This is a genomic window from Specibacter sp. BI4 (genome assembly GCF_056680095.1).
In genome coordinates this window covers 2,902,499-2,920,692 of record NZ_CM155265.1, presented here as the reverse complement: position 1 = coordinate 2,920,692, position 18,194 = coordinate 2,902,499, and the positions used below count along the sequence as shown (strand labels likewise).

Genomic DNA, 18,194 nt, shown 5'->3' with positions numbered 1-18,194 from the left:
GCAACCCCGCCTCACCAGTAGTGAGGCGCAGATGATTTGAGACGGAACCCCATGATCCAACTGAAGCAAGACAGCGACGGATATGTGCGCATGAGCCGGCATTTCCCCGCCAAGACGCTGATTTCCATCACATTCTCAGATGGCACCGTGGCCGAGTACACCGGCCGGCGGATGAATGAGATCTACGACGAGGCACTGGCTTCCTACCGCTTGGGCAACAACCTTGATGCCAAGGGCTTTGACCGCAACACCAAGAAGATCCACCGCCGGAACGCCGTCGACCACGTCCCGGTCCAGGCGGGCATGAAGCCCTAGGGCGGTCTAACCCGCGCCCTTGGGCCGCCGCCCGGCTTCCCACCGGCCGATCCGCAGCAGCGGCTTCCAGTCGTCCCGGCCGCAGTTGTGCCCGGAGCCGGCCGGGAAGGCTGGGGCCGGGCCCGGGGGAGCGGGCAGGTCTTCAGCTGCCTGCTCCAGGATGGTCCGGCACTCCGCCTCAGTTTGCTCGGAGATGAACTCCTTGCGGGCTTTCAGCAAGACCTTCCCCATGTCGCAACGGTATTGGCCGGCCAGGGCCGCAAGCCCCAAAACGCACGCAACCACCCAGAGGACCGACAAGAGATAGTCGGGTTCGCCGTCGTTCGCGTTGATGGCCTCCTGCACCGTGAAGTACAGCGACAGTGCGGCAATCAGGCCGAACGGCAGCAGCCATTTTCCGGCGGACAACCGGTAGTTCAGCAACAGCCTCCGGAGGAGATACCGCGTGCGGGCGCGATGCTGCGGATCAGTCCTGAGGTGCCGCAGCTGCTGGCGAATATGGGGCCGGTCCAGCGACTCCCGGGACGTGAAGTAGACAGCAAAGTCCCCGTCGGTGAACTGCTTGGCGCGGGCGGCCTTCCGTGTTTGGCTCAACTGCTCAAGCTCGGACGCGTAGTGCGCAATCTGGTGGGGGCTGTCCAGTGCGCCAAACTTCCTGGCGTCGTTGAGGTCCGCAAGGAGTTCGGGAAGCTCAATGCGCTCGTTGCGCAGGAACATTCCGGCGATGAACAGTATGGCCGCCGCGTACACCAACAGCGTCAGGACGGTGAATCCCAGTCCGGGCAGGGACAGCAGGCTGACGGGGTCCTTGACGTCGTCAATGCGGGATGCCGCCAGACTTGAGGTGATACCCGTGATGTAGTTGGCGGCAAGCGTGAGCAGGCCCAGGACCAGGACGGTGTAAAAGAACACGCGGCCGCGTTGCCGCGTCTCCTGGTTGCTGCCGGCAAGGACGGCCAGTTTTCTGCGCTGCCGCGAGTTTTCCAGGATCTGGATGCCAAGGGAAATGAGTGTCAGGACCAGGAAGATGATCAAGAGCACCGGTCCGTCGTCCTCAATGACTATCGTCACCGCACTTGGATCATCCACCTGGCGCCCCTGCTCGTGTGCCCGTCCTGTCAGTCCCCGCCCATGCTTACCGGCCGGTCACTGACCTTGGTGGCGCGTCCTGCGGAACGAACTTTGCTGCTCCCAGTTAATACCGGCGGGCCGTGTCGCGCAAGGGATGGTTCGGCACGGCCCGGCAATCGGGGGCACACGACCCTCCGTTGCAACCGTGGCAGCCGAACTCCGCCGATTGCTGTGTCCTGGCCTCCGTCCCTGACACAATTCCAGGAACAATGGGAAGCCATCGTACCTGTTTCCGGCACGCCGGAAACCCAATCGCAGGCTTGTTTCTCCATCATGTGGAGAATGCCCCCAAAGTCCGTAGGATTGAAACGACGAGGCGGGCCATGAAATCCCAGCGGACCGCCACCAAAACTGAAAGGTCTCGTGTTGTCAGCTCTGACCCTCATCCCCTTGTTCATAGGGCTTGCCGTTCTGGTGGTGCTCATCATCATTGGTGCCATCATCTCGCGCATGGCCCTGCATATCGCCAGTCCGGACCAGGCACTTGTCATCTCCTCCAAGGACAACAAGAGCCAGCCGGATCCCAACAGCCAGCGTGTTGTGTTCGGCCGGATCTTCATCAACCCGTTCACCCAGCGCGCCTACCCCCTCTCACTGGCCTCGCGCCAGGTGTCGTTGAAGATTGAGGGCATTTCCAAGAACGGCATTAAGCTCCACCTCACGGGCGTGGCCCAGGTGAAGGTGGGCGGCGATGCGGAGTCCGTGCGCAAGGCGGCCCAGCGTTTCCTCAACCAGCAGGACGCCATTGACCACTACACGCAGGAGACACTGTCAGGTTCGCTGCGTTCCATCGTGGGCACCCTGACAGTTGAGTCGATCATCAAGGACCGCGCCACCTTCGCCAAGAGCGTGAAGGAAGAAGCCGAGCACTCCATGCACAACCAGGGCCTGGAGATCGATACGTTCCAGATCCAGTCGGTGGATGATGAGACCGGCTACCTGCAAAACCTGGGCCGCCCGGAGGCCGCACAGGCCGAGAAGAACGCCAAGGTAGCCGAAGCCCAGTTCCTCCAGGAAGCCGAGCAGGCGAAGGCGATCGCCGATGAGCAGGTTGCACTTGCCCAGCAGCAGCTGATCATCAAGCGGGCTGAACTCAAGGAAGAGGCCGACGCCCGCCAGGCACGTGCCGATGCCGCCGGTCCGCTGGCCGCTGCCGAACAGAACGAGCAGGTCATCATTCGTGACCAGCAGGTTGCCATGCGCCGTGCAGAGTTGCGTGAAAAGGAGCTCGACACCGAGGTCCGCAAGCCGGCGGATGCCGAGAAGTACCGGCTCATCCAGCAGGCCGACGCCAAGCTTGAAGAGCGACGCCGGGCCTCGGAGGCTGCCGAAATCGAGGCCACCGTTGAACTCGCCAAGCGCAAGCTCACGGCCGAGGGTGACAGGGTTGCGGCCGAGGCGGACGCCGCCGCCAACACCGCTCGAGGCAACGCCGAGGCTGCAGTGATCGAGGCGCGCGGCCGGGCCGACGCTGCCGTCATCAAGTCGCGTGGCCAGGCTGAAGCCGGGTCCACCGAGGCGAAGGGCGTGGCAGAGGCCGCGGGCATCGCCGCCCAGGCCGAGGCCTACGAGAAGTTCAACGAGGCCGCCATCCTGAGCAAGGTCCTCGAGGTCCTGCCGGCCATGGCCCGCGAAATTGCCGCACCCATGTCCGCCATCAAGGACATGACAGTCATCTCCAACGACGGCGCCAGCCAGTTGAGCAAAAACGTCTCCAACGGCGTCCAGCAGACAACCCAGTTGATCAAGGACTCCACCGGCCTTGACATCATCAGCCTGCTGCAGGGCATGGTGGGCGGCGACACCGGCTCTTCCAGCGGTTCCGCCAAGGAAGCCGTCCCCAGCACCAACGGGATGGTCCATGCTCCGGAAGGCCCGGCGGAGTAGCAGTCCCGAACTGCAATACCAAACAGCACGACGACGGCGGCTCACCTGGGGTGGGCCGCCGTCGTCGTGCTGTCAATCGCCACGCCCACCCCGGCACCACATGCCGGCGTGTTTTCACGAACGCCGCACCATATGGGGGTCAACCGGGCCCCGGCAGGCGTAACCTGAAACTATGCGTTTGCCAATGAGGGCGCGGCCGTCATGAGCCGTCGCTGGGTGCGGTGGATGCCGGCAGCGGCCATGCCGGCAATCATCGCCGGATTTGTACTCGCAGCACCTCTGCAGGCAGCTGCGCCTCCCACCCTGCCCGCCAAGAGCGCGGCGCAGCTGCTGGACATGGTTGCCGCCAGCAAAGCCACTGCCCTGTCCGGCACGGTGGAACAGTCAGTGGACCTCGGTCTTCCGCAACTGCCCAACGGGGGACTGGCTCCGGGGGCGCGGAGCGGATCGGCTGGGCAGGCACCGCCCACGCCCGGAGCAGCCGGCCCCGCGAGCCTGAGCCCGGCAACCATCAGCCCATCGTCCATCAGCCCTGGCAACATCAGTGCACTCGTCGAGATGCTGGGCTCTCCCCACACGGCCCGCGTGTATGCCGGCGGCCCGGCGGAGCAGCGGATTCAGATGCTGGACAATCTGGCCGAACGCGACCTCATCCGCCAGGGAAACGTGGTCTGGAGTTACGACTCGGCCGCAAACACGGCCACGAAACTGACGCTGCCGGTCGATTCGACGCGCGGTCCGGCAACCCCGGACGACGCAATCCTGGGCGCAGGAAGCCCGGCCCTGCCTGATTCACCCGTCCATACCCCGGGAGACCTCGCCACCAAGCTGCTGGCGAACATCGATCCCACCACACAGGTCACGGCGGGTGTCACCACCCGCGTTGCCGGCCGGAACGCCTATGTCCTGGAGCTGCAACCGCGCACCGAGGGGACGCTGGTCGGTGGAATCTCCGTGGCCGTTGACGCAGAATCGGGATTGCCCCTGAGCGTGACCGTCAAGTCCACACAGAGCGGCAAAACCGCGTTTGAAGTCGCCTTCAGCCAGGTGACGCTGGCAGCGCCGCCGCCATCAGTGTTCGACTTCACCCCACCCGCGGGCGCCACGGTCACGGAAAAATTGCTTCCGGCTCAGCCGCCAACACCCGAGACAGAACCCGGCACAGCAACACCAACGGCACCGCCAACCGACCCGCCAGCCCTGAAACCAACCACCTCCGGCACCGGATGGTCCACCATTGTTGAAACACCCGCAGGCACCGCCCCTGCAGGTCTCGCCAACAACCCGGCGCTGTCTACACTCCTGCACCAGGTTTCCGGCGGCACGGCCCTTGAAACCACACTCGTCACCGCCCTGATCACCCCGGACGGCAGGCTGCTCACGGGCGCCGTCCCCTTGGCGGCGCTCCAAACGGCAGCACTTCGGGGCGCAGCCCAGCAACCCGGCCCGGCTGCCAAGTGAGCCAAACCGCCATTGAAACCCGCGGCCTGACGAAACGGTTTGGTGCGCAAACAGCCGTCGGAGATCTCGACCTCACAGTCCCCTCCGGCTCGGTCTTCGGCTTCCTCGGCCCCAACGGCTCCGGCAAAACCACCACCATCCGCATGCTCCTGGGCCTTGTCACCCCGAGCGGCGGGGAAGCCGACGTGCTGGGCCGGGAGATGCCCGGAAAGCTGGACGACGTCCTGCCCCACATCGGCACGCTCGTGGAGGGCCCCGCCTTCTACCCGTTCCTGTCCGGCCGCGCCAACCTGAACCGGCTCGACAGCGCCGACCGGCACGCCACCACAGCGACCCGCCGCGCACGCGTGCAATACGCCCTCGCCCGGGTGGGCTTGGAGGCCGTGGCCGAGAAGAAGGTCAAGGCCTATTCGCTCGGCATGAAACAACGGCTGGGCCTGGCCAACGCCCTGCTGCGCCCGCGCGAGCTCATGATTCTCGACGAGCCCACCAACGGCCTCGACCCCCAAGGGACCCGGGAGGTCCGCAAACTCGTCAGCTCCCTTGCCCACGGCGGCACCACCGTCTTCGTCTCCAGCCACCTCCTGGCCGAGGTGGAGCAGGTGTGCACCCACGCCGCCATCATGAAGGCCGGCAGGCTCGTCGCCCAAGGCGGGCTCAATGAGCTCCGTGCCGCCGGCCGTTCCCGTGTCACTCTATTGACGCCCGACGCCGGGGCCTCCCTTGCCGTCCTGGCCCGCCTCGGCCTGGTCCCCGCCACAGACAATGTCTTCGGAGCGCAGGTGCCGGGCACAGATGGGTCCGGCATCGCCGCCCCCGGGCCCGCTTCCTCCGTGCCCACATTATGCGTGCCCGCATCCTCAGTCCCCGAAGCAGATGGAACAACCGCGCTGGTGTCGGCATGGCTGCCAGCGGGCGGCTCCCCGCAGCCTGGGGTTTCAGGGCTGATTGGGGCGCCGGAAGAGATCGTGGCAGCGCTCGTGTCCGCCGGAGTCCGTGTGCGGGGATTCGCCGTTGATGCCGGCAGCCTGGAAGAGCGCTTTGTTGAGCTCACGGGGGAGGGATTCGACGTTGCCCAATAGTCCAGCCAGTGAACCGGCGGGCGCAGCAGCCGGCAAGGCAGCCCCCGAAGCAACCCAGACAGCAGCCGTCACACCGGCGCCCGCATCCTCCGGGCTTTCAACCCCGCCCCCAGCGCCTACTTCGGCCGCCGCAAGCACCCGCTCCAGTACCTGGCCGCTGCTGCGCAGCGAATTGTCGCTCATGTTCCGGCGCCGCCGTACCTGGGCCATGCTGGTTGTACTGGCCGGGGTTCCGGTGCTCATCGCGGTCGCTGTCAGGCTCTCCGCGCCGGAACACCACGGCGGTGGCCCGGCCTTCCTGGACAGGATCACCCAGAACGGGCTGTTTGTGGTGCTCACCGCCTTGGTGCTGTGCACGCCATTGTTCCTGCCGCTGGCGGTGGGAGTGGTGGCAGGCGACACGATCGCCGGCGAGGCAAACATGGGAACCCTGCGGTACTTGCTTGCGGCACCCAGCGGCCGCTTCCGTCTCCTGGTCGTGAAATATGTGGGAGCCGCCGTGTTCGCGCTGGCCGCAACGGCCGCCGTCGTGCTGGGCGGGTCGGTCATCGGCCTGCTCTTGTTCCCGGTGGGGCCGGTCCCGCTGCTGTCCGGCAACACCGTCGACGCATGGGCTGCCGAGGGCAGGATCCTGCTGGTTGGCGCCTATGTGGTGGTGTCGCTGTTGGGTCTTTCCGCGGTGGGCCTGTTCATTTCAACGCTGACCGACATGCCGGTGGGGGCGATGGCTGCCACGGTTGTGCTGTCCATCGTGTCGCAGGTCCTGGATGCGCTGCCTCAGCTGGCGTGGCTGCACCCGTGGCTGTTCACGCATTACTGGCTCGGTTTTGCCGATTTTCTGCGGGACCCGATTGTGTGGAATTCCTTTGCCGGCAACGTGGTGCTGCAGCTGGGCTGGATTGCCGTCTTCGGGGCGCTGGCATACGGCCGCTTTGCCACAAAAGACGTGCTTTCCTGAGCTGCAGTGGTGCGGGCGCGCGGCGGCGAACAGCCCAGTCCATCTCCGCCGGCCGGCCAGACTTCGTCGAACTTCGGTCCGTGCGGCTGCGTTGTGGAATAGGGTGGAGAAATGATTACTGATTCTTCGCTGATCCATGATCTTCCCAACCACACCGTCCGCCGTGCAGTTGTTTCAGAAATGCAGAACAACGTCTACCTGATCACGGCGAAGGCCACCGGAAAGCAAATCCTCATCGACGCAGCCGACGACCTGCCGGCCATCAACGCCCTCTTCGCCGATGCCGCCGACGATGCCGAAGCCCCCGTGTCCCTGGCCATGATCGCCACAACACACCAGCACTGGGACCACGTCCGCGCCCTGGCAGGGCTCGTGGCCCAGTCCGGCACGGCGACGGCGGCCGGGGCTGCCGACACGGCAGGCATCCTGGCCGAAACAGGAGTCTCGACAGACACCTCGCTCGTTCACGGAGGAACCCTGGCAGTTGACGGCATTGCGCTGGCCACGGTGCACCTGCGGGGCCACACACCCGGGTCCATGGCGTACGTGTTGCGCCCCGAGCCCGAAAATTCCGGCACAACGCTGATCTTCAGCGGTGATTCACTGTTTCCGGGCGGCGTGGGCAACACCGAGAAGGACCCGGCACGCTTCACCCAGCTGCTCGACGATGTGGAAGAACGCCTGTTCAATGCCTACGGCGACGAAGCCGTCGTGCTGCCGGGCCACGGGAACCCGACAACGCTCGGTGCGGAGCGTGACTCGCTGCCGCAGTGGCGCGAGCGCGGCTGGTAGGGCAACAGCCGCGGGCGCTGGCGCCGTCACGCCCTCCCCAACACTCGCTTCGCTCGCATGGGGCCCCGCGGGCGCTAGCGCCGTCACGCCCTCCCCAACACTCGCTTCGCTCGCATGGGGCCCCGCGGGCGCTAGGCTTGGGTTATGTACTTTATTGTTGTGAAATACCAGGTCAAGCCCGAATTCATCGACACTTTCATTGAACGGGTGACCCCGTTCACCGAGGCAACCCGCGCCGAGCCCGGCAACCTCTGGTTCGATTGGTCACGCAGCGTCGAGGACGCCAACGAGTACGTCCTCGTCGAAGCGTTCCTCGACGACGACGCCGCGGGCGCCCACGTCTCCAGCGCACACTTCGCCGCCGGCCTGGAGTCCATGCGCCCGGCCTTGGTTTCGACGCCGAAGATCGTCTCCCGCAAGGTTGACGGCAGCGGCTGGGACGAAATGGGCGAACTGAAGATCGGCTGATCAACATGCCAGACGCCGCCGAGATGGCGCATCCCGGCGGCCCCTTTAATCTTTCCAGACTTGGGCAGGGGCTGGTTTTTGCCCAGTCACTGCCCGAACTGGCGAGAGTGTTCACCGGCACCGGTACGGACGGCACGTCGCTTGGCGGTGCCGCGGCTGTCGTCCAGGCTCCGCCGGGCACGGGCAAAACAACACTCGTGCCGCCGCTTGTGGCCAATGTGCTCAACGCCGACGCCCGGGCAGGGCGAAAAATCATCGTCACCCAGCCCCGGCGCGTGGCTGTCCGCTCCGCCGCCAGGCGTTTGGCCGCCCTCGACGGCTCGGCCCTGGGTGCCAGGGTCGGATACACGGTGCGTGGCGAAAGCCACACCAGCGCCGGCACCATCATCGAATTTCTCACCCCCGGCATCCTCCTGCGCCGCCTGCTCCGCGACCCTGCGCTGGAAGGGGTGGCCGCCGTCGTGCTTGACGAAGTGCACGAGCGCGGCCTCGACACCGACCTGCTGCTCGGCATGCTGGCAGAGGTCCGGCAGTTGCGCGGCGACCTGACACTTTTGGCCATGTCGGCGACCCTTGACGCGGTGCGCTATGCGCGGCTGCTGGGGGAGCCCGACGGCGGGTCGCCGGCCCCCGTTGTCGACTGCCCGTCGGCGCTGCACCCCCTTGAGGTGCGGTGGGCGCCGTCGGCCGTGGCGCGCTTTGACCAGCGCGGCATCACCCGGGCCTTCCTTGACCACGTGGCCGACACGGCTGCGGCAGCCCATGCCGCCGCGGTGGCCGGAAACCCCGACATTGATGCGCTCGTGTTTGCCCCGGGTGCTTGGGAAGTGGGCCACATTGCCGCCCGCCTGAGGTCCACGGCCAAGGGCACAGACGTCCTTGAGCTGCACGGCCAGGTGCCAGCACGGGAACAGGACAGGGCCGTCTCGGCGCGGGAGCCCGGCGGGCAGCCGCGCATCATCGTCTCAACGTCACTGGCCGAGTCGTCGCTGACAGTGCCGGGAGTGCGGCTGGTTGTTGATTCCGGGCTGTCCCGGGAACCCCGGCGTGACGCCGCACGGGGCATGACGGGGCTGGTCACTGTTTCCACGTCCCGTGCCTCTGCGGAACAGCGGGCGGGGCGTGCGGCCCGACTGGGCCCCGGCACCGTTGTACGTTGCTATGACCAAAAAACTTTCGCCGCTGCTCCGGCCCACCCGATGCCCGAGATTGCTGTGGCCGAGCTCAGCGGGGCCGCCTTGATCCTGGCCTGCTGGGGTGCGCCCGCGGGGGAGGGCCTGCTGCTTCCCGACGCCCCGCCCGCGCAGGCGATGTCAGCAGCAGTTGCCGTCCTGGGCGAATTGGGCGCCGTCGACAGCCGCGGACACGCCACGGACCTGGGCAAGACCTTGGCAAACATTCCCGCCGATCCGCGCCTGGCCAGGGCACTGCTGGACGGAGCGAAGGTGGTGGGAGCCAAGGCTGCAGCCGAGATTGTTGCGCTGGTGTCGGGCGACAGCCGGGCACCAGGGGCGGACCTGACAGCCTCGTTGGCGTCGATGCGCTCCGGGCGCGACCCGGGATCACGGCGCTGGAGCCAGGAAGTGCGCCGCTTGGAACAGCTGGTGCGCAAGGACGGCAGCGGCGCACAAACCGGGGGCGCACAAGACCGTGCCAAACCGGCCGCACCCGATGTGGGCAGGGCCGATGTGGTCGGCTTCGTCGTCGCGCTTGCCTTCCCCGACAGGGTGGGCAGGTTGGTGGCCGGTGCTGCGGGGAACCAGTACCTGTTGACTTCCGGCACGCGGGCCGGGCTGCCATCCGGGAGTTCCCTGACCGGGCACGAGTGGCTGGCCGTGGCCGAGGTTGCCCGGGCCGACGGCCGCGACGCTGCGGGGACCGGCGCTGTCATTCGTGCCGCGGCGCCACTGTCCCAAGAGAACGCTGAATCGGCTGCGGCGCACATGTTCAAGGATGAGGTGGCCGCCAAGTTCACCAATGGCAAGGTCACGGCCCGCAGGGAACGCCGCCTGGGCGCTGTGCTGCTGTCGTCCACACCCGTGAAGGCGAGTGTCGCCCAGGGCCGGGATGCAGTGGCCGCGGCACTGGCCCGGGACGGCCTTGGCATGCTTACCTGGACCGGCACGGCCGACGCCCTGCGCCGCAGGCTTGCCTTGTTGCACCGCGAGTTGGGGGCACCGTGGCCCGATGTCAGCGATGCAGCGCTGCTTGGGCGGCTGCCCGAATGGTTGGGTCCTGAGCTTGAAGGCGTTGCTGCCGGCAGGTCGTTGCAGGCACTCTCGCTAACGGATCCCCTGCGGCGGCTGTTGCCTTGGCCGGAGGCCGCCAAGCTGGGGGAACTCGTCCCCGAAACCCTGGCTGTGCCCAGCGGGTCCCGGATCCGGATCGACTACCCTGGCGTGTCCGACGGCGGCCCTCCCGTTGTCGGCGTCAAGCTCCAGGAATGTTTTGGGCTGGCTGACACTCCCCGGCTGGTCAACGGCCGCGTGCGTGTCCTGTTCCACCTGCTGTCACCGGCCAGGCGGCCGCTGGCCGTGACCGACGACCTGGCTTCCTTCTGGAGCGGACCGTACGCGCAGGTGCGGTCCGAGATGCGGGGCCGCTATCCGAAGCATCCATGGCCCGAAGACCCGTGGACGGCGCCGGCGACGGCGAAGCTGAAGAGCAGGATGTAGGCATCGTCCTCCCGGTTACCCGCCATGGCTGGTTCCCTTCCGGGTGGCCTGGCGCCAGTCGTTGTCGGCCAGATGCGAGCTTGCCTGGGCACCCACCTCTGCCATGCCGCCGTCGACCTCCCAGCTGGCACCTGTGACATAGCTGGCGGCGGGGGACGCCAGGAAGGCGATGACGCCGGCCACTTCCTCGGCCGTGCCGGCGTGTCCGAGGGGAATCCCGGGACGGGGAATGTCGTGCGGGTGCCTGGTTTCAGCCTGGCCCAGGTGGGTGGCAATTTCCCCGGGGGCAACGGCGTTGACGGTGATCGCGTGCTCGGACAGTTCCACGGCAAGCGTCTTGGTGAGTCCGTCGAGTCCGAACTTGGACGCGCAATAGGCGCCATACCCAAACCGTGGCTGGTGGGCGTGGATGCTTGTGACCACGACGATCCGGCCGCCGGACTGACCGGCCACGAGCAGTTTCGCGGCAGCCTGCAGGCAGAGGAACGCACCGTTGAGGTTGGTGTCCAGGATGCGCTGCCAGTCCTCGTACGCGGTGTCGAGGACCGGGCTGATCAGGCCGACGCCGACATTGTTCACAAATACGCCCAGCGGCCCCAGCTCTGCGGCAAGCCGATTCACGGCCGGCGCGCAGCTGGGCAGCTCGGTGGTGTCCAGCCACAGCGACGAGGTGCGCCGCCCGAGGCCTTCAATGGTGGCGGTGGTGTCTGCGGCCCCGGCCTCGTCGTCATGCCAGGTAAAGGCGACGTCGAATCCGTCCCGGGCAAGCGCGACGGCGGTTGCCTTGCCAATGCCGCTGTCGGCCCCGGTGACTATCGCCGTGCGGGGATAAGGAATTTCTTTCGGAACAGCTGGTTCGGCAGACATCTCGGCGTCCCTACTTCTTCCCCTGCTTTTTTTCCTGCTTCTTTCCCGGCTTCGTCTTGCCGGCAGCCGCACGCTCCGTCTTGGCGCCGTCAGTGGCGAGGTGTCCGGCGTCGTCCTCCAAATGCGCGCGCATGAACCACTGGAACAGTTCCAACTGCGCGCATTGGGCGATGATCATGTCCTCGGTGATGGGATCGAGCTTGCGGACAACTGCCAGGGATTGCCGGTGGCTGGACAGGAAACCCGTATAGACGAGGTCAAGTGCACCAAGATGGGCCGAGGTGTGGGCGCGGCCGATCGAGTAGTCATCCCACGAGCGGGCAGTGACCAGTGCGCCGGGCAGACCGTTCGGGGACACACCAAGCGTGGCAATCCGCTCGGCAGTTGCATCCACCATGGCCCGAACAAGGTCGATTTGCGGGTCAAGCATTTCGTGGACGCCGATGAAATCCCTGCCCACAACGTTCCAGTGGGCGTGTTTGAGCGTGAGCTGCAGATCGTTCAGGGCGTGCAGCCTCGCTTGCAGCAAGGCGGCCACCCGGTGTCCGTCCCGCAATGACAAACCGGGAACTGTGTATCCTGCGTGGGCAGTTTTCTTGGCGGCCATGGCAACTCCTTTGGGTCAGATGTTCTGAAGCGGCTCGAATTTACTCGAAGCGGGCGGGGTCGCCCATGCCCCGGCGCACAACCTCCGCATAACCACTTGAGAAATCAACCACAGTGGTCGGTTCGGCGCCGACATCACCGGAGTCGATGACGGCATCGATCACGTGGTCCAGCGCTTCCTTGATTTCCCAGCCTTGGGTCAGCGGCTCCTCCTCGTCGGGCAGCAGCAGCGTGCTGGAGAGCATTGGTTCGCCCAGCTCCTCAAGGATGGCGTGGATCAGGCGGCTGTCAGGGATGCGCACACCCACAGTCTTTTTCTTGGGGTGGGCAAGCCGCTTGGGCACCTCCTTGGTGGCAGGCAGAATGAACGTGTACGGGCCGGGAGTCACCGCCTTGATGCTGCGGAAGATGTCGTTGTCGACCATTACAAACTGTCCGAGCTGCGCAAAGTCCTTGCAGACCAGGGTGAAGTGGTGTTTGCTGTCCAGTTTTCGGATGGTGCGGATGCGGTCCAGCGCCTCCCGGTTGCCCAGCTGGGCCCCCAGCGCGTAGCAGGAATCCGTGGGATAGGCGATCAGTCCGCCGGATTGCAGGATGGCAACGATCTGGCTGATGGAGCGCGCCTGCGGATCGTCGGGATGAATGTCGAAGAATTTAGCCATGACCCGAGCATACGACCACTCCGGCTCCTGCGCCTCCCTTGGTGCTGGAGTCGGCGGCTTTGGGCCCCTAGCTGGAGCCTGCGGGCATCATAAAGATTGGGTAAATTCTTTTGCCTTCCCCAAGGCCGGGATTTCACGGGGCCGGCATCCCCAAGGGCTGGTTCCCGGAGGCAGTTGCCGTCCATTTCCAGCTATCTCCCAACTTTTAAGAGGAATCTGGACAATACTTGTGTCGGATGCTGAAAAACTGCATGACGCTGCAGGGGAACAGCACGACAGGCAACTAAGGGATAATCGGCACAATGGCCAACAAATCAGCAGGGCAGACCAGCTCGTTCAGGGTTGCGGGACGTGGAGTGGATCTGGGTCCGGGCAGTGCCCTGGCCAATCTGGGGCGTTTGTTCCTCGTGTGTGGAGTAGTTGGCGTGCTCGTCGCTGCCTTGTTCTTCCCGGCAGGAGCGCTGGCCACAGCTGCCTTTAGCGGGGCTGACAAATTCCTCTCGGTCGTCCCCGAGTCATTGGACTTCAAGGCACCGGCCCAGAACACAAATGTCTTGGCGGCAGACGGTTCAACCATCGCCACTTTGTACGCCCAGGACCGGCGAATAGTCCCGTTGGAGGGCATGTCCCCGTTCATCAAGAACAGCATCGTTGCCGTTGAAGATGCAAGATTCTACGAACATGGGGGAGTGGATCCCACCGGCATTGCCCGGGCCCTCGTGGCCACTGTCAAGGGTGGCCGCCAAGGTGCGTCAACCATCACCCAGCAGTACGTCAACAACATGTTGATCGAACAGCTGGTTGCCGACGGCAAGACCGATGAAGCCAAACTCGGCATGGAAAAGACGGTCGTTGACAAGGTCAAGGAAATGAAGCTGGCCATTGGCCTGGAAAAGAAGATGTCAAAGGATGAGATTCTCACCGGCTACCTGAACATCATCTACTTCGGCAACGGGGCCTATGGCATTGAAGCAGCGTCGAAACTGTATTTCAACACGTCGGCCAAGGATCTGACCCTCCCGCAGGCTGCGGTTCTTGCCGGTGTCGTCAACAGGCCCAGCTACTACGATCCGGTCACCCAGCCGGAGAATGCCGTGAAACGCCGCAACGACGTGCTGGCAAGGCTGCTCCAACACAACAAGATCAACCAAAAAGACTATGACGCAGCCGTCGCCACGCCCCTTGAACTGCAAGTCACCAAGTCCCCCCAGGGCTGCGCAGCCGCAGCAACGGCACCGTATTTTTGCGACTATGTCCAGCAGCTGATCCTCAATGACAAGGCCTATGGGGCAACGCCTGAAGAGCGGACCAAGGTCCTGTACCAGGGCGGACTGACCATCCAAACAACGCTTGAACCGTCGCTGCAAAACGTGGCGCAGGAACAAGCCAATGGCACCATGAGTGCCACCGACCCGCTCCAGCGGGGGGCCGCCGTCGTCAGCGTCCAGCCAGGCACGGGCAAGGTTGTCGCGATGGCACAAAACACTGTCTTCGATCCGGCCACGGCACCGGGAAACTACATGGGCAACTTCGCCCTTCCTGTCAACGACGTGGGTGGGCAAACGTTGCACGGTGCGGGCGGCTTCCCGATCGGGTCGACGTTCAAGCCGTTTATTTTTGCTGAATGGCTCAACAGCGGGCACTCGATGATGACGAGCATCAACGGCGCCGTGCAGAGGTACCCCCTCGGCTATCCGTGGAAGAACAGCTGCGGGCCGGTTTCCGGCGCCTACGACCCGGCTGTCCCGTCCTCCTTCCTGCTGCCCAACGACGATCCCGACCACTACTACTCGATGAGCGCCTACCAGGGCCTGTACAGCTCCATCAACACCGTCACCTTCCAAACGGCAACCCAGCTGGACTTCTGCAATATCCAAAAGATGGCCACGGCGGCAGGAGTGAAGAACGGCCGGACCAACGAACCGTACGACATGTCCGAGATTTCCAGTCTCATCGGCACCCAGAACGTGGCCCCGCTTGACATGGCGACGGCGTTTGCCACCTTCGCCAGCGGCGGCATGCATTGCAACCCGATCGCCTTGGTCTCAATTACCGATGCCGCAGGCAACAAGCTCCCCGTCCCCGGGGCTGATTGCAAGCAGGCAGTTACGCCCGAGGTTGCGGCCGGCGTGACCTACGCGCTGCAAAGCGTGCTTACGCGTGGATCAGGCTGGAACATCCCGCTGGACGACAAATCGAACGCGTTCGCCAAGACCGGAACGACAGACGGCAACATCGAGACCTGGACCATCGGCGGCACCAAGGGGCTCGTCACCGCTTCATTTTTTGGGAGCTACCAGGGCAATGGCCCCGAATGGGTGAACCAGGACATTGTCATCAACGGCAGGTACTACGCCGGGGTTGACGGGGCCGACCTGGCAGGCGGTCAATGGGCAGCTGTCATGAACGCCGCTGCCGCCAATCCAGCCTATGCAGCAGTGCCTTTTGCCCCGCCGCCGGCGTCAATGCTCCAGCCGACCGCGGCCCTGTACGCAGGCGTGAACGACCCGAAACCGGGAGACGCCCCGATTCGTCCGGTGGCCCCCGAACCGCCTGTTGCACCTGAGCCGCCAGCTGCACCGGAACCTGACCCGACAGAGGCGCCAGCACCGGAATCACAGCCGACGCCGGAACAGCCGGCACCCGAGCAGCCAGCACCCGTAGTGCCGGCCCCCGAACCACCGACCCGCCCGGAAGTTCCCAAGAAGCCGGCAGCACCCGAACCGCCCGGCCAGGAGATTCCAACTCAGCCTCCCGCAGCGCCGTAGCGTCCTTCCCCTGGCCTTACCCATGGGTCATTGCGCTCGGCAAGTTACCACCTTTGTGTTTTGTGCAGGAGAATGAGGCCCAACGGGAAGGGCCCGTCATGCGAAGGAGCAACTCGTGTCTGAAACTGCATCAGAGGTCCGTATGGTCGTTGGCGTCGATGGTTCAAGTGCATCCGTGAACGCACTGAGGGAAGGCGCCAGGCTGGCTGTCGAACTCGGCGGCTTCGTGGAAGCCGTGGCCGTCTGGGAACTCCCCGCAAAGCATGCCAGCTATGCCGTACTTGGCATTGGCAGCTTCGAAGAGGGAGCCCGCAAGATTCTGAGCGACGCCTTGTTCCAGGCTTTTGGCGAGCGCGTTCCGGACAACGTTTCTGCCCGCCTGATTCAGGGGCAGCCAGCTGGTGCCCTCGTCGGATTCTCCGAAGGCGCCCGCATGCTGGTTGTCGGGCGGCGGGGCCACGGCGCATTGCTGGGCCTGCTGCTTGGTTCAGTCAGCGCCGCGGTCGTCAACCAGTCTTCCGTCCCGGTGTTGGTCGTGCCGTAGCCGGTGCTGCAGGTGTGGCGGACAGCTGTTCAGAGTGGACGCTCATCAAGCAAGGGTTCGCGGCAGCAGTGGGCTGCATGCTCCGCCGTCGCCAGGGCGGCAGCCAGCTCGGTGACGGCCCGCTGGTAGTCGGCAACGCCGTCGTCCGTGTCCAGCGCCCGAGTCTCCACGATGTCGGTGCCCAAGACCGGGGAGCCCAAAGCTCGGGAACCGAACGTGCGGGAGCCGACGCCGACGATGTCCAGGCCATGGATGACGAGGTCAGCCGGCCGGAGCCGGGCGGCGGCTGCAACGGCACGGATCAGGGCCGACGTCTCAGGAATGCGGACGTCGGTCATGGTGGGGAATTCGATGGTGGCACCGGGATCAAGTTCGTAGCGGCTCCATTGCGTGATCAAGGCGTCGTGCTGGGCGGTGGCCGCGGACAGCGCTGAACTGAGCCGCCCACGACGACCGGCGGCGGCTGCAAGGGACTGACGGCGCCTGAGCTCCCTGTGGGTGGCGATTGCAGATGCAACCGCCAGGGTGAACAGGCTGATGGACAACAAGTTGTTCGTCAGGGCAGGAATGAGAATCATCGGCAGCAGCACGCACAGTCCGCTAAAGGCATACCAAAAGGCGGAGTCGGGATCATTTTCCTGTTGGGCGCGTGTGCGGACAAGCCACACAGTTGCCGCGGCCGTGACCGTGACAAGCACTGCAAGAACGAAGTAAATCATTTCCGGCACCTCCGGGCGCAAGATCCGGGCGGCGCCGACCGGACGCAATGAGCGGGCCAACGCTATTTGTGGCCCTACTCCATTGCAGGCCTAATTGTGCCGCAGGTCAAGGGACAGGCAAAGGGCTTGGTGGCAACACATCCCGTCAGGCTGCCCGTCCCACCAAACTGCTCAGGGCTGCCAGGCCCTCCGACGCTATGGCAGGCGGGGCCCCACCGAGAGCATCACGGAAATGGCGCACATCATGATGAGGGCATAGCGGAACATCAGCCGTGCCCACGCGTCGTTGTCGGAGGAATTGAGCCCCCGCACCGCCATGACCAGCCAACCGGCACCAAGGACAGTCATGACGGCCGTGTAAGTCCAGCCGGTGTAGCCAAACGGCTGCGGCAGCAGTGACACAGCCACAAAAACCGCTGCGTAGACAAGGATTTGGACCTTGGTGTTGGCGATGCCCCGGACCACCGAAATGACAGGCACGTTGGCGCGCGCATACTCGGCCTTGCGGTAGATGGCTATCGAGTAGAAGGCGGGGAGCTGCCAAAAGAACAACATGAGGAAGGCAATGGCCGCGCCGGCGTCGAGGGCATTGCTGGCGCCAACATAGCCGCCCAGAATCGGTGCGGCACCCGAAATACTGCCTACGAGTGTGCCGTGGATGGACATCCGCTTGGACAACATGCCGTACAGCACCACGTAGGCAAGGAACCCGGCGAGTCCCACAACAACGACGAGGACGTTGGTCCAGGCGGCAAGAGTGGCGATGCCGGCCAGGCCCAGAGCTGCTGAGTAGATAACAGCGTTGCGTGCAACCACGCTTCCGGTTACAGAAGCGCGCTTCTTGGTGCGTGCCATGAGGGTGTCGATGTCACGGTCAAGGACATTGTTGAGCACGCAGGCGGAGCCGATGACCAGCGTCGTGCCCAGGCAGACCGCGACGAAGAGCAGGCAGTCGACGTGGCCGGGGCTGGCGAACAGGAAACCTGCCACAGCTGTCAGGACGTTGCCGTAAAGGACCCGCGGCTTGGCCAGGGAATAGTAGCGAAGCAGCGTCGACTTCCAGGAGTTGCCGGTGGCACGTGCGGCCAAGGCACTGTCCTTGCCGTCGGTGCCAATACCGCCGAAGCCGCTGTTCACGTTGTTGCAGCTGTCGTCCCTACTGTTGTTCGGCGAAAGACCCTGCGGGGAGGGGTTGGACGAACTGCGCGGGGTCATGGGGGAGCTCCAAAGGTGAAAACGGATTGTGTCCAGCCTATCGT

General features: G+C 64.9%; 16 protein-coding genes. 10 read left to right on the top strand and 6 right to left on the bottom strand.

The window, feature by feature from the left end; translation table 11 throughout:
- The first annotated feature begins 51 nt into the window (after nt 1-51).
- A complete protein-coding gene (locus AC1L6K_RS13410) occupies nt 52-315 on the top strand; it encodes a hypothetical protein (protein WP_480949359.1) in 264 nt (87 codons plus the stop codon).
- Between the two features lie 6 nt (nt 316-321).
- On the opposite strand, the gene AC1L6K_RS13405 is transcribed toward AC1L6K_RS13410, so the two are convergent.
- The gene (locus tag AC1L6K_RS13405; RefSeq protein ID WP_480949358.1) at nt 322-1,404 is read right to left on the bottom strand and encodes a hypothetical protein; all 1,083 of its coding nucleotides are present in this window, start codon (nt 1,402-1,404) and stop codon (nt 322-324) included.
- A 405-nt stretch (nt 1,405-1,809) separates the two neighbouring features.
- Here AC1L6K_RS13405 and AC1L6K_RS13400 point away from each other — a divergent pair, with 405 nt between their 5' ends.
- The 7 genes from AC1L6K_RS13400 (at nt 1,810) to hrpB (ending at nt 10,769) form a co-directional block, all read left to right on the top strand.
- Nucleotides 1,810-3,333, top strand: coding sequence for a flotillin family protein (locus tag AC1L6K_RS13400; RefSeq protein WP_480949357.1), 1,524 nt, complete (start codon nt 1,810-1,812; stop codon nt 3,331-3,333).
- A 201-nt stretch (nt 3,334-3,534) separates the two neighbouring features.
- A complete protein-coding gene (locus tag AC1L6K_RS13395; protein WP_480949356.1) occupies nt 3,535-4,794 on the top strand; it encodes a LolA family protein in 1,260 nt (419 codons plus the stop codon).
- Entirely contained in the window at nt 4,791-5,876 is a 1,086-nt protein-coding gene (locus AC1L6K_RS13390) for an ABC transporter ATP-binding protein (RefSeq protein ID WP_480949355.1), read from the top strand. The genes AC1L6K_RS13395 and AC1L6K_RS13390 overlap by 4 nt, the downstream gene beginning before the upstream one ends.
- A complete protein-coding gene (locus tag AC1L6K_RS13385; RefSeq protein ID WP_480949354.1) occupies nt 5,866-6,834 on the top strand; it encodes an ABC transporter permease in 969 nt (322 codons plus the stop codon). The genes AC1L6K_RS13390 and AC1L6K_RS13385 overlap by 11 nt, the downstream gene beginning before the upstream one ends.
- Before the next feature lie 111 nt (nt 6,835-6,945).
- A complete protein-coding gene (locus AC1L6K_RS13380; RefSeq protein ID WP_480949353.1) occupies nt 6,946-7,626 on the top strand; it encodes an MBL fold metallo-hydrolase in 681 nt (226 codons plus the stop codon).
- A gap of 144 nt (nt 7,627-7,770) precedes the next feature.
- Nucleotides 7,771-8,094 carry a putative quinol monooxygenase gene (locus tag AC1L6K_RS13375; protein WP_480949352.1) on the top strand — a complete coding sequence of 108 codons (324 nt, stop codon included), beginning with the start codon at nt 7,771-7,773 and terminating at the stop codon, nt 8,092-8,094.
- A 5-nt stretch (nt 8,095-8,099) separates the two neighbouring features.
- Nucleotides 8,100-10,769, top strand: a complete 2,670-nt coding sequence (gene hrpB, locus AC1L6K_RS13370; protein WP_480949351.1) for an ATP-dependent helicase HrpB — start codon at nt 8,100-8,102, stop codon at nt 10,767-10,769.
- A 15-nt stretch (nt 10,770-10,784) separates the two neighbouring features.
- Here the strand turns inward: hrpB and AC1L6K_RS13365 are convergent, their stop codons facing one another.
- Genes AC1L6K_RS13365 through AC1L6K_RS13355 form a run of 3 tightly spaced genes read right to left on the bottom strand, consistent with a single transcriptional unit; the run spans nt 10,785 to nt 12,904 of the window.
- Nucleotides 10,785-11,636, bottom strand: a complete 852-nt coding sequence (locus AC1L6K_RS13365) for an SDR family oxidoreductase (protein ID WP_480949350.1) — start codon at nt 11,634-11,636, stop codon at nt 10,785-10,787.
- Between the two features lie 10 nt (nt 11,637-11,646).
- Nucleotides 11,647-12,243 carry a Dps family protein gene (locus tag AC1L6K_RS13360; protein WP_480949349.1) on the bottom strand — a complete coding sequence of 199 codons (597 nt, stop codon included), beginning with the start codon at nt 12,241-12,243 and terminating at the stop codon, nt 11,647-11,649.
- 40 nt (nt 12,244-12,283) lie between these two features.
- Complete coding sequence (locus AC1L6K_RS13355) at nt 12,284-12,904, bottom strand: L-threonylcarbamoyladenylate synthase (RefSeq protein ID WP_480949348.1); 621 nt, start codon at nt 12,902-12,904, stop codon at nt 12,284-12,286.
- Nucleotides 12,905-13,206: 302 nt separating this feature from the next.
- Between AC1L6K_RS13355 and AC1L6K_RS13350 the strand changes: the two genes are divergently transcribed.
- Nucleotides 13,207-15,672 (top strand): transglycosylase domain-containing protein, encoded by a 2,466-nt coding sequence (locus AC1L6K_RS13350; RefSeq protein ID WP_480949347.1) that lies wholly within the window; start codon nt 13,207-13,209, stop codon nt 15,670-15,672.
- Between the two features lie 115 nt (nt 15,673-15,787).
- Nucleotides 15,788-16,216, top strand: a complete 429-nt coding sequence (locus tag AC1L6K_RS13345) for a universal stress protein (RefSeq protein ID WP_480949346.1) — start codon at nt 15,788-15,790, stop codon at nt 16,214-16,216.
- 29 nt (nt 16,217-16,245) lie between these two features.
- On the opposite strand, the gene AC1L6K_RS13340 is transcribed toward AC1L6K_RS13345, so the two are convergent.
- Both AC1L6K_RS13340 and cyoE read right to left on the bottom strand, forming a co-directional pair.
- Nucleotides 16,246-16,935: a hypothetical protein gene (locus AC1L6K_RS13340; RefSeq protein WP_480949345.1), complete on the bottom strand. Its 690-nt coding sequence runs from the start codon at nt 16,933-16,935 to the stop codon at nt 16,246-16,248.
- A 195-nt stretch (nt 16,936-17,130) separates the two neighbouring features.
- Nucleotides 17,131-18,150 (bottom strand): heme o synthase, encoded by a 1,020-nt coding sequence (cyoE, locus tag AC1L6K_RS13335; RefSeq protein ID WP_480949344.1) that lies wholly within the window; start codon nt 18,148-18,150, stop codon nt 17,131-17,133.
- Nucleotides 18,151-18,194: the final 44 nt, after the last annotated feature.